This window comes from Streptomyces sp. NPDC060035 (genome assembly GCF_042736635.1).
Lineage (GTDB): Bacteria > Actinomycetota > Actinomycetes > Streptomycetales > Streptomycetaceae > Streptomyces.
This window is the reverse complement of sequence record NZ_JBHWVO010000003.1, coordinates 111,950-123,945: the sequence shown is the minus strand read 5'-3', so window position 1 is coordinate 123,945 and position 11,996 is coordinate 111,950. Positions and strand designations below refer to the sequence as shown.

The following is an 11,996-nucleotide window of genomic DNA, read 5'->3' as shown; positions in this document are numbered from 1 at the left end:
CTCCCCCCTCGGCACCCTGGAGTCACCGGGTTCCCTGCTCGACGAGCTTGCGGACATCGGCCACGTTGGACTTGTCGACGAACGCCGGTCCGGTCAGGACCGGGCTTCCGCCGCCGACGGTGTTGGCGTTCGTGCGGTACAGGCTGAGAAAGACGACGGGCAAGTAGCCCTGGAGGTAGGGCTGCTGGTCGACGGCGAACTCGATCTCCCCCTGGTCGATGGCGCCGAGCACGTCCTTGCTGAGGTCGAAGGTGCTCAGCTTCGCCTTGGAGCCGGCGTCCGCTATCGCGTCCCGTGCCGCCATGGCGACGTCCGGATTGAGCGTCAGTACGGCGTCGATCTTCGGGTCGGCGCGCAGTTTCGACGTGATCTCGCTGAGCGTGGTGACGATGTCTCCGGCACCCTTGACGTTCACCGTCTCGGATTCGCCGCCGAAGGCCTTCTCGGCACCCTGGCAGCGCTGGACCTGGCCGATGTTGCCGCCTTCGCCGTTGACGCAGAGCAGCCGGCCGGCCCCGGTGGCGGCAAGCCGCTTGCCCGCCTGTTCGCCCGCCACGGTCTCGGTCTGCCCGACGTGGCCGACGGTGTCGAGCGCGGCCGCCTCCTCGGCCCCGGAGTTCAGGGTGATCACCGGGATGCCGGCCTTGCGCGCCTGCTGCACGGCTTCGGTGATCGCCTCGGGGTCCGCGGCCGAGACCGCGATCCCGTCCACCTCGGACGTCACCGCCGAGGCGATCAGCTGGGCCTGCCGCTCGTGGTCGCCGTCGGCGGTGTTGTACGTCAGCTCGATGCCGAGGTCCTCCGCGGCCCGTTCCGCACCCTGCTTGACCACGGCCCAGAAGGAACCGCCGTCCCACTCGGTGATGACCGCGATCTTCGGCCGGGAGCCCGACGCGGCCGGTTCCTCCTTCTCCTCCGGCACGTTCGAACAGGCGCCCAGGAACAGCACCAGCGCGACGGCGGGGACGAACATGCGTCTTGACCTTGCTCGTGCAGTCATGCCTGTGCCTTTCGTAAACCTCGCTGGTGGTTTCCTGCGGCCTGCCGGCCGTGCTCACCCTCGCTACGCGTCACCGGTGGGCCGCACCGGCCAGGGCTCCCGCCACGCGGCCTCCTGGCGCAGGGCGCGGGCGTACGCGTCGGGCAGCACCGACCGGCTGTGCATGGTGACCGCGAGTTCCCGGCCGAAGGCCAGGAAGCCGAGCTGCCTGCACAGGACGAGCAACTTGATGCCCTGGTGGAAGTCGAAGCCCTCCGGCCGCAGCGTGTAGTCGCGCAGGAAGACCGCGTGGTACTCCACCGGCTGGAGCCGGCCGCCACCCGGTTCCCCCGCGCCCGGCCGGGCGGTCACCGTCAGGTCGGCCAGGCTGTAGCCGCTGCCGTACAGCAGGGTGGAGACGACGGGCAGCGGGTACTGCCCCACATAGTTGTCGACCATGCCTCCCGTGACCTCGACGCATATCGCGTTCGACAGGGAGGGCAGAGCGGCGCTGAGCAGCTGGTACTCCAGGCCGGAGCAGTCCAGGAGCAACGCGTCCGCGGGGCCGTGGCTCGCGGCCAGTTCGGCAGGGGACACCGACGGCACGACTCTGCGTTCGACGACCTCGAAGCCGCTCATGCCGCCGTGGCGGGACACCACCGGCCAGTTGGGCTCGAGCAGGGAGGAACGCGCCGGGTCGCGGGCGATGTTGATCTGCTCCTCGCCGCCGTACGCGGAGAGCGCGACCGGCAGCACCGCACCGCTGTCCCCCTCCGGTCCCTTCCGCAGCGGGTCGAGGGCGGCGACCGTCCTGGTGCACGGGGCGAGGGCCGCCCAGTCGGCCGGCAGCTCGGTGGCACCGACCGAGACCACCCCGATCGGCTTCAGCTGCTCGCCGAGCCAGCCGGACAGCTCCGGGACCGTGGTGCCGTGGGTCGTGGTCATGACGCCTGCCAGGTGTTCGCAGCGGCCGGATCGTTGAATCCGTTGGACAGGCCACCGAGCACGTAGTGCAGCGTTGGCATGTGTGAACTCGCGACCGGCACGTCACCGTCGACGATCCCGGCCAGCAGCTTGTTGTCCTCGCCGATCACTTTTCTCCAGTCCTCCTGGCTGAAGACTTCACCGAAGGGGGTGGCCATCGCCTGGTCCCGGGTGAACAGCCATTCGCTCGTGTCGACCATCTGGATGCGGTCGGGGACGTCACGGCCGTGCACCTGGTCGCGGATCACGTTCGACCAGGGGACGTAGACGCAGTGCCGGCGCAGTTCCGCGTAGCGGGCCGCCGCCGCCGGGATGTCGCGTTTCCACGGTGACAGCTGCGTCACGTACGGCCTGCCCACGGCGTCGAAGAGGCGGCGCTGCGAGTGCACGGCGGTGCACCCGGTCTGCCGCATGCAGCGCAGCAGACTGCTGTAGTGGTGTTTTTCCAGGGTGTTGTCGTCGTCGAGGAAGGCGACCAGCGGTGTGCCGGCCGTCCGCACCGCCTCGTTGCGCAGCCGGCCCAGGACCGGCGGACCCGAGCGGTCCCCCGGGCGCCGGCGGGCGAAGTGCCAGCGCACGGTCCGCGGCGCGGCGAACGCGCCGGACGAGGTGGCCGAGGACTCGGCCACCTCGCGGTAGCGCTCCTCGTCCTCGTCGACCACCACCAGGTGCTCGATCGCGTGCGGGTAGTCCTGGGCACGGACCGTCTCGATCACCTGGGGGATCAACTCCGGACGGTTCCGGGTGACGGTCACGACGGTCAGTTCGGCCCTCTGCGGTACTCCGGTCACCAGGCGCTCCCTTCCGCTTCGGCGACCTTGGCGACCGCGTCCGCGATATCTGCCATGTCCTCCTCGGTCCCGAGGAGAGTGCTGTGGTGGGTCAGCACCGTGTGCCGGGCCAGGTGTTCGGCACCGGGGTAGCTCCGGCCGCGCTGCAGCTCCTCGAAGCGCGCGGCGAGGGGAGCGAGCCCCGGCTTCGTCGCCGGGCGCAGCAGCCGGCTGCGGTCCAACGGCTCACGGGCGCCGTAGAACCTCACGCCCAGCTCGGCCGTGAGTGCCTGGGACACCTCGGTGTGGGAGCGCCCCGGCGGCAGTCGGTCGAAGACGATCGGTACCTCGTAGACGGACATCCGGTCCTGCTCGGGGCGGGGGCGCGGCATCCGTACACCGGGTATGTCGTCGAGCAGCTTGGCGAGGTGCTCGTAGTTGCGGTTGCGGGTCTCGTGCTGTGCGTCGAGCACGCCGAGCTGCTCGCAGAGCAGGGCCGCCGCGAACTCGCCGAGGCAGAAGTTGGATCCCATGACGGAGGCGGTTTCCGACAGGTCGAGTTCGCCGGGGCGCGCCACGTCGTCGCGGTAGCGGCGGGAGTCGGCGCGCAGTTCCTGGAGGACGCCCGCAAGGACGTTGTCATCGGTCACCACCGCGCCGCCCTCGCCGCAGCTGAGCACCTTGCCGTGCTGCATGCTGAAACAGCCGAGCCGGCCGAGGGTGCCGGCGCTGCGGCCCTGCCACCGGGCGCCGTGCGCCTGCGCGGCATCCTCGACGACGGTGATACCGCGGCCGTCCACGGCCGAGGAGATGGCCGGGATGTCCGCCATGACCGCCGACCAGTGGACCACGATGACCGCGCGGGCGCCGATGTCGAGGTCGAGGCCGTCCGCCTCCATGCAGCCGGTCTCGGGCGAGACATCGGCGAGCACCGGCACAAGTCCCGCGCGCAGCACGGCCGATGCCGAGGCCACCCAGGTCAGGGCGGGGACGAGCACGACGTCGCCGTACTCCAGGCCGAGTGCTTCCAGGGCGATCACGAGTGCGCTGGAGCCGTGGTCCACCGGCACGCAGTGGCGCACGCCCAGGTAGTCCTGGAAGAGGCGCGCGAAGCGGCGCTCGTACAGCTCTCCGCGGCTCGGGCTGCTGATCGCCCAGCGGCCGCTGTGGAGCACATCGGTGAGGGCCGCCGCCGCCCCGGGTGCGGGCTGCGGCCAGTCGGGCCAGGGGCGGTCGCCCGCGCGCACGGGCGTGCCACCGGCGACGGCCAGCCGCCGCGTGAGGCGCGGGGTTCGGGGAATGGTAGACATCGTCCTCCGTCCTCAGACTCCGGCGCCCGACGGCCCGGCGGGCCGTCCGGCGGCGTTCGGCGACCGGCCGTCGGGCGACTCCCCGGGAGGAGCCACCGCCTGCCGTGTACCGGTACGGGCGGCGACCGCGGCAGCTGCGGCGACCTCCTGGGCGCGCACCGCTTCGTCGGGGCCGCACGGACTGGGGCCGCCGCCCTCGACCATCGTCAGGAAGGCGCGCATCTCGGCCCGGTAGGCCTCGGCGAAACGGTCGATGAAACTGTCGAATCCCGCTGTGCGGGGGGCGACTTCACCTCCGCCCGGCTGCGCGGCGGCCGTCCGGGGCGCCCGCAGCAGTGACGCGGCGTCGAGCCCGGCGACGGCCGACTCGCCGGTTCCCAGCACCTCCATGCGGTGGTCGTAGCCGCTCGGGTCCAGCCTCGACGCTGTCAGGACCGCGGTCCCGCCGCGGGCCAAGGTCAGCACCACCGTGCCGACACCGATCTCCGCCCTCCCCTCGCCCGAGCGCGGGTGCGGAATCTGCTGGGTATCGGCCTGCACCGAGACGATCTCGTCCTGCGCGATCCAGCGCGTGGCATCGATGTCATGGATCAGACAGTCGGTGAAGATGTCTCCCGCCGTGGACCGGTAGCCCTCGCTCGGAAGCGTACGGTCGAAGGCCGTGCCCCGGATCATCAGCACGTGTCCGGCCGCCCCGGAAGCCACCAGCTGGTGGAGCATCAGGTACTCGGGGTCGAAGCGGCGCTGGAAGCCGATGAGTACACGGGCCGACAGCCGGCGTGCCGTCGCCGCGATGCGCCGGGCTTCGGGCAGGCCGGCGGCGAGCGGCTTCTCGCAGAACACCGGGATGCCCCGGGCCATCGCCGCGTCGAGCAGCGGCACCCGGTCCGTGGCCGGGGTCGCGACGACCAGCGCGTCCGCGTCGGCGAGGAGCGCCTCGGCCGTCGGCCGGACCGACCCGTCCACCTCCGCCGCGGCCTTTGCCGCCACGGCGGGGTCGGCGTCATGGATGAGCAGGGTTCCCGCGGGAACCATCCCGGCGAGGTTGCGCGCGTGTACGGAACCGATGCGCCCGGCTCCGACGACACCGATTCTCATCGGCCCGCGCCCGTTACCGGAGGAATGGTGCGTCGACAGCATGATTCATGAGATTCGTCTCCCATTTGATTCACGGCGCACGTCGAAATGCCCTCTGTGTGCAGGCATTTCCCGAACGTACCCTGACGAAGTTCCCGGAGTGTTTCAGACCTGTTCTGCGGCGGGCTCTTTCTGCGTGTGCTCGCTGGAATACAACGCAGCGGACGGCATCCGCCGTTCAATCCTGAGAAGGGCCGCGGCGCCCAATACGTTGAGCACCGCCAATGCGACCCACGGCAGGCTGTGCTGGAGAGCGAAAAGGGTGGTGAAGAAACTCGGGCCGACGATCTCGGCCAGGGTGAAGGAATACTGGAAGATGGCGAGATAGCGCCCACGCGTATCGGCGGGAGCCGCCGCCGCGGCGAGCCCCATGGAGATGGGCGCGTGGATGGCCGTGGCAGCTGCGTAGAGCAGGGTCGCGAAGATCAGGGCCGGAATCGCCCACCCCAGCCGCTCGGGCCGCAGCAGGGCCAGCACGGCGCACCAGGACGCCCAGAGCAGGGCCGCCCCCGCCATGACCCGGGTGCGCCGGAAGGGCTGCAATCGCAGGACGACCGGGGCTGTGGCCAGCGAGACCACGACGGTGTTGCCCACGAGCAGCCCGGACACCAGCCAGCCGGGCGCGTCGAGATGGAGCAGCACCACGGTCGGCAGGGCCAGGGCGAGCATCATGGTGGACAGCGCGAAGACGGCGTTGACGCCGACCAGCCCCAGGTAGGGCCGGTCGCGCAGCAGTTCGCGGTATCCCTGGAGGGTGGCCACGTCCTGCTGCTTGGCCCGCGGCGCGCGGACCGCGATCGCGATCGTCACCGCCGCGATCGCGAAACAGACCGCCGCGACAAGGGCGATGACCCGGAAGGAGTTCTCCTCGGGGTCGGGGCCGGCGATGACGATGCCGGTGAGCACGCCGCCGAGCCCCAGACCGGCGGTCCGGGAGATGTTCGACCACCCGTACCAGTAGTCCTTGCTGCGGGAGTTGTCCCGCCCGTCCACGTAGTCCGCGATCAGGGTGAAGATCGCCGACCAGAAGAACCGCACGCCGAGCGCGGTGAGCAGGGCCGAGCCCAGGATGCCCACCGGGCCGGTCACGACCGCGGCGGCACCGTAGCCGAGTGCCTGGAGTACCTGGGCCAGTACGACCAGCGGCAGCGCACCGAAACGGTCGGCCAGTGCGCCGACGAAAAGCGGCACCGGCAGTTGGATTATGTTGGCGACACTCAGCAGCACACCGATGAATGCGAGGGGCACGTCGGTGGTGTGCGTGAAGAAGACCAGCCCCAGGGGCAGGAAGAGTCCGTTCCCGATGGAATCGATGGCGAGTGCCCCGATGAGCACTGCCCCGCCCCGGCTGCGTAACGGGCGTGAATCGGCCGCTGGGGTTTCTTCGACTGTCATCTTCCGGCGAGCCTCTCGGATATCCGGCCGACGTGCCAGGGGCACCGTTCCGCTTTGTCGGCACTGCTGGGTGTCATCCGGACGGGGTGCTGCAAAGCGTGGCGGGCCAGCGCCGGTTTCCCGGCACGGTGGTGGACTATAGCCACGCCGCAATCTCGGCGTACACCCCCCGGCGTTCGATGATCGGCCACGGCGGAGCCCTCCGGTCCGCTACCAGGATTCCACTTGTGGCTCGATGGCGTCACCAGAATCCGGGAGACCGCTGGCCGGACGGCCGGATACCAGAGAGCGCTTTCTCGCCCGGGGGTTCCGCATGGCGTCCCGGGAGTCACTTAAGTACTCACCGGTATCATCGATGGCCGCCCCTGCAGGCCTCAACAGCCGCTCCTGTCACATGAGTTGCCCACCCGTGACGCCATTGCCGCGTCGCCGCGGAAGCTAATAAGATCCCCTTCGTTTTGGCGTCGGCGCTGCCCGAGGCGCGTCCGGGATGCCATCACATCGAACTCACGGGACAGGTGATGAACATGTCCGCGCATCTTCCGCACATACCACCAGCGAATATCCCGATGATCGAACAGATGCTCAGGGCCAGTGCCACGGCGGTCCCGGACCATGACGCCATCATCTACCTCGACCGCCGGATCACGTATGCCGAGCTCTACCGCTCCGTGCGCGCCGGCGCCGACGGGTTGCGCCTCCAAGGTGTGGGCAGCGGAGACACCGTTGTCATCGCACTGTCCAACTGCCCCGAGTTCGTCATGATGTACTTCGCCACCGCGCTGCTGCGGGCGAAGGTGTACGCCATCGACCCGAACGCGGCCGAACCGGAGCTGCGCCGTTGCATTCGTGACGCGGAGCCCGCACTCGTCCTCACCCACGCCATGCGGGCCGGCACCTTCGAGCGGCTGCTCTCCGAGCGATCCGACCTGCGCGCACGCATCGCCGTCGTCGGCGGGGACGGCGGCCGTCACATCGCCGCCGACGAGCTGTTCCGCGCCACCGCCCCCGAGCGGGACGCGCCCCCCACCGGCGCCTACGGCGGCGACTGGTCGTACACATACTCCTCCGGTTCCACCGGCACCCCGAAGCGGATCTGCCGGACCCAGGGCAACCAGACCGCGGAAGCGCACAACATCACCACGACCGCCCGCATCACACCGCAGGACCGGATCCTGTGCGTCGTACCGCTGTTCCACGCGCTCGGCCAGTTCTGCTGCATGATCGTCGCGGCGCGGGCGGGCGCGGCCCTCGTCCTGCTGGAGCAGACCGGAGCGCCCGACGCGGACGCGGAACGCCAACTCGTCCTGGGATCACGCATCGAGCGCGTGCTCGAAATGATCGAGGAGCACCGGGTCACGATCATGCCCGCTGTGCCCTACATCTACGAACTGCTCGCCGACGCGGACGAACGCCTCCCGGCCGATGTGTCGAGCGTCCGGCTCTTCCTGTCCGGCGGCAACTTCCTTCCCGCCGCCACCACCGAGCGCTTCCTGCGCCGCTACGGCCGCCCGATCCGGCAGACCTACGGGAGTTCCGAGGCGGGCAGCGTCGCCTGGGACTGCCGGGACGCCGACCGGGTCGGACACAACTCGGTCGGCCACCCCCTGGACGGGGTCGAGGTGCGGGTGGCCGGCCAGGACGGCCGGGCGCTTCCGCCGGGCTCGGTCGGCGAGGTGATCGTCGGGGGAGCGTCCGTCATGGTGGGCTACGCCGACCGGCCGGACCTCACCGCCGAGGTCATGAGCGACGGTTGCTACCGCACGGGCGACCTCGGCGTCCTCGACGAGGACGGGCGGCTGCACATCACGGGCCGGACGAACCTGCTCATCGACACCGGCGGACGCAAGGTCAACCCGCTGGAGGTCGAGGCCGTACTCGGGGAGCACCCGGGTGTCGCCGAGGTCGTGGTCACCGGTTCCGGCACCCGGGGCGGCGACGAGGTACTCGTCGCCGTCGTGGTGCCCCACAGCACGGACGGATCCGGCGCCACGGCAACCGCCGAGGAGCTGGGGGACTTCTGCCGCGCCCGGATGACCGACTACAAGGTGCCGCACCGCTTCGTCTTCCGCGAGAAGCTGCCCCGCTCTCCCCTGGGCAAGGTGCTCCGCCGCAACCTGGACCTCGCCGAGGAACAGGCCGCGGAGGCGCACGGCCCCGGCCCGGGGCACGCCCGGCCCGCCCACGGCCGGGCCGAGGTGGCGGCCTATCTCGTCGCGCAACTGGCCCGCCTGTTGCGCGTACCGCCCGAGCGGATCGACGTCGACGCGCCGGTGCTGGACACCGGGCTGAACTCACTCATGGCGATGCAGCTCCGCCTCGCTGTCGAACGCGACCTGAGGGTTCCGGTCCAGATCGGCCAGCTGCTCTCCGCCCGCTCGCTCGACGCCGTCGCGGAGCAGCTGTCCGACGGGAGCGGCGGCTCCGTGGAGCTGCCGGGCGGCATGGAGGCGGAGTTCCCGCTGGCCCCCGCACAGCTGCCGTACGCGGGTGCGGTGGGGGAGGCGGCCGCGTACACGTGCGCCGCCCGCGTCGAGGGCGATCTCGACGAGGCCGCTCTGCACGCCGCGCTGCAGGAACTCGCCGACCGCCACCCGATGCTGCGTCTCCGGCTGGTCGGCGCGGAGGGCGGGACACCCCGGCAGACCACCCCGCGCGGGGAGGTGGACTTCACCGTCGAGGACGTGCCGGAGGCCGATCGGCCGGGCCGGATCGCGGCTCTCGCCTCGGCGCCACCGGACCTCGCGGGGGCAGGGTCGCTGAGGGTGCGGCTGCTGCGCGGCGAGGACTCCGGACCGGCACTGGTGCTCAGCGTCCACAAGGCCGCAGCCGACCGCTGGTCCCTCGCCGTCCTGCTCCGCGATCTGGGGATGGTGCTGGGCGGGCAGCGCGCCGGCGGCGAACTGTATCTGCCCGCTCTGCCGTACAGCTACCAGGACTTCGTCCGGTCGGCGGGGGAGGAGGCCGCGGCCGTGGCGGCCGGCCCGGTGGGCGGCGCGGCAGAGGTCTCGGCCACCGGGCTGGTCCTCGACGCGGACCTCGCCGGGAGCGTGCGGCTGACCGCCCGCCGCGAGGGCGTGCCGATATCCACGGTGCTGCTGGCGGCTCTGGTGGCCACCGCGGCCGCCGAGCCGGGCTGTGGCCGGCGCATCGGGGCGGTGCGCCAAGGCCGTGAACGGGCCGAATTCAACGACCTGGTGGGCCGGTTCGCCCGCGTCGTCGGCATCCCCGGCACCGGCCCGGACCCCACGGGCCCCGCCGAGGCCCTGCCCCCTGTCCTGGCCGGGGTCCGCGACGCCCTCGACCGCCCCGTCCCGGCCGCCGGGGAGGTGGACATCCTGTTCGCCGACGACGTGGAGGCGCGGCCCGAACTGGCCCACCTGTGGCGCTTCACGGGCGGTCACAGCGCCGAGCCGGTCGGCGTCGGTGATCTGCGTCTGCACCCGGTCCCGGTGCCCGGCGCCTCGATCGCCGCACCGGTCGTGTGCCGACTCGTCAGGGCCGGCGACACCCTGAGCCTGGTGTGGCAGCACGACGCCGACCGGGTGCCCGCCAAAACGCTCGCCCCGTTCGTCGAGCGGTTCAGCGAGGTCCTGCGCGCTGTCGTGTCCGACCCTGCTCAGATCCGATGAAGGGGGAACAGTGATCACACATATCCGGCAGGTCAGTCTGGGTGTGCCCGATCTGTCCCGGGCCCGCGAGTTCTACGAGCACCAGTGGCAGCTGGACGTCGTCGGCACCGACGACGGCCGCCTCTATCTCGGTACCGGCAGCGCCGAGAGCTACAGCCTGAGGCTGCGGGCCGCCGAGGAGTCCAGGGTGGACCTGATCGCCTTCGCCGTGGCGTCGGCGTCCGACGTGGACGCCGTGGCGGAGCGGGTCGGACGCCACCCGGAGGGCAGGCTCGTCGGACCGCCCGCCGAGCGGCAGGAACCCGGCGCCGGTTACGCCGTACGCTTCCTGGACTGCGACGGCCGCACCGTCGAGGTCTCCGCGGGCCTCGGCAGCCGTACCTTCGAACCCGTGGCCCCGGGGCAGAGCCGGCCCACGGCGATCAGCCACATCGTGCTCAACACCACCGACATCGACCGGTCCCGCCGGTTCTACGAGGACGTGCTCGGCTTCAAGGTCTCCGACTGGGTCGAGGACTACTTCTGCTTCCTGCGCACCGGCCCGGCCCACCACCTCATCGCCTTCACCTCCTCACCGCACGCCTCGCTCAACCACGTCGCCTTCGAGGTGCTCGGCGTGGACGAGTTCATGCGCGCGACGGGGCGGATGATGCGCAACGGCCTCCAGCCCGTCTGGGGCCCGGGCCGGCACGGAGTGGGCGACAACACCTTCTCCTACTTCCAGGACCCGTCCAGCGGCTTCGTCATGGAGTACACCACGGCGCTCCAGGTGATCGACGAGGAGACCTGGCAGCCGCAGGTGCACGCCTCGACGGACCAGGGGACGGACCAGTGGGGCACCTCCAACCCCCTGGACGACGCGGTCCTCACGACGATGCGCGGGCTGCCCGACGCGGGGCTGTGGACCCCGCCGCCGGTCTGATGGGCGCGGTGCGGAGCCCCGGTGAGCGCCCGGTCGCCCTCGTCACCGGAGGGGCGTCCGGCATCGGGCGGGCGGTGGTCGAGGACCTGGCCGGGCACGGCTACGCGGTGGTGGTCCTCGACCTGGGCGAGCCGCCCGGGCCGCTGCCGCCGCAGGTGGTGACCGTCATCGGCGACGTACGCGAGCCCGCCGACAACGAACGCGCCGTGCAGACCGCGCTGTCGCGGTGGGGACGGCTGGACCTGTTCGTCGGCAACGCCGGTGTCCACGACGGGGGCGTGCGCCTGCGCGACCGCGACGGGCCCGCACTGGCTGCCCTCGCCCGGCAGGTTCTCGACATCGACGTGGTCGGCTACCTCCTGGGGGCGAGCGCCTCGGCCGAGGCGCTCGCCGAGCGCCGCGGCAGCATGGTCTTCACCCTGTCGGACGCCTCGTTCATGGTGAGCGGCAACGGCGCGGGCATCGCCTACGCGGCGGCGAAGCACGCCTGCCTCGGAGTCGTACGCCATCTGGCCGCCGACCTCGCCCCGCACGTGCGGGTCAACGCCGTGGCGCCGGGCGGGGTGATCACCGGGCTGCGCTCGGTCGGTGAGGACGGCGCGAGCCGCGAGGTGTACGCGGAACCGGAGCCGGTCGCCGCCGCCATCCGGCAGCTGAACCCCCTGGGGATACTCGCCCAGCCGCACCAACTGGCGCCGCTCTACCGGTTCCTGGCGGGCCCGTCCGCGTTCGGCCTGACCGGTGAGATCCTGCGCCCGGACGGAGGGCTGGCGGTCCGCTGAAGGGGGGCGGGCGGGCCCGTACGGCCCGCCCGTTCCTGCGCGGCGGTACGGTCCGCCGCCGCCTCCTCGTCGAGCAGCCGGGCCA

General features: G+C 71.5%; 9 protein-coding genes. 3 read left to right on the top strand and 6 right to left on the bottom strand.

Annotated features, from left to right (window positions below; translation table 11 throughout):
- Nucleotides 1-22 precede the first annotated feature (22 nt).
- The 6 genes from ACFWBQ_RS05645 to ACFWBQ_RS05620 form a co-directional block, all read right to left on the bottom strand.
- Nucleotides 23-973: a sugar ABC transporter substrate-binding protein gene (locus tag ACFWBQ_RS05645; RefSeq protein ID WP_385484318.1), complete on the bottom strand. Its 951-nt coding sequence runs from the start codon at nucleotides 971-973 to the stop codon at nucleotides 23-25.
- 90 nt (nucleotides 974-1,063) lie between these two features.
- Nucleotides 1,064-1,924 carry a hypothetical protein gene (locus ACFWBQ_RS05640; RefSeq protein ID WP_385484315.1) on the bottom strand — a complete coding sequence of 287 codons (861 nt, stop codon included), beginning with the start codon at nucleotides 1,922-1,924 and terminating at the stop codon, nucleotides 1,064-1,066.
- Nucleotides 1,921-2,754 (bottom strand): glycosyltransferase family 2 protein, encoded by an 834-nt coding sequence (locus ACFWBQ_RS05635; protein WP_385484312.1) that lies wholly within the window; start codon nucleotides 2,752-2,754, stop codon nucleotides 1,921-1,923. Before ACFWBQ_RS05635 ends, ACFWBQ_RS05640 begins: the two co-directional genes overlap by 4 nt.
- The gene (locus ACFWBQ_RS05630; protein ID WP_385484309.1) at nucleotides 2,751-4,043 is read right to left on the bottom strand and encodes a DegT/DnrJ/EryC1/StrS family aminotransferase; all 1,293 of its coding nucleotides are present in this window, start codon (nucleotides 4,041-4,043) and stop codon (nucleotides 2,751-2,753) included. Before ACFWBQ_RS05630 ends, ACFWBQ_RS05635 begins: the two co-directional genes overlap by 4 nt.
- Nucleotides 4,044-4,055: 12 nt before the next feature.
- A complete protein-coding gene (locus ACFWBQ_RS05625; protein ID WP_385484306.1) occupies nucleotides 4,056-5,141 on the bottom strand; it encodes a Gfo/Idh/MocA family oxidoreductase in 1,086 nt (361 codons plus the stop codon).
- Nucleotides 5,142-5,285: 144 nt separating this feature from the next.
- Nucleotides 5,286-6,515 (bottom strand): MFS transporter, encoded by a 1,230-nt coding sequence (locus ACFWBQ_RS05620; RefSeq protein WP_385484303.1) that lies wholly within the window; start codon nucleotides 6,513-6,515, stop codon nucleotides 5,286-5,288.
- Between the two features lie 641 nt (nucleotides 6,516-7,156).
- Here ACFWBQ_RS05620 and ACFWBQ_RS05615 point away from each other — a divergent pair.
- From ACFWBQ_RS05615 to ACFWBQ_RS05605, 3 genes are read left to right on the top strand one after another with little or no spacing between them, the layout of a single operon-like run.
- Nucleotides 7,157-10,207 carry an AMP-binding protein gene (locus ACFWBQ_RS05615; protein WP_385484300.1) on the top strand — a complete coding sequence of 1,017 codons (3,051 nt, stop codon included), beginning with the start codon at nucleotides 7,157-7,159 and terminating at the stop codon, nucleotides 10,205-10,207.
- Nucleotides 10,208-10,217: 10 nt separating this feature from the next.
- Entirely contained in the window at nucleotides 10,218-11,129 is a 912-nt protein-coding gene (locus ACFWBQ_RS05610) for a VOC family protein (RefSeq protein WP_385484297.1), read from the top strand.
- Complete coding sequence (locus tag ACFWBQ_RS05605) at nucleotides 11,108-11,911, top strand: SDR family oxidoreductase (RefSeq protein WP_385484294.1); 804 nt, start codon at nucleotides 11,108-11,110, stop codon at nucleotides 11,909-11,911. The genes ACFWBQ_RS05610 and ACFWBQ_RS05605 overlap by 22 nt, the downstream gene beginning before the upstream one ends.
- The last annotated feature ends 85 nt before the right edge of the window (nucleotides 11,912-11,996 follow it).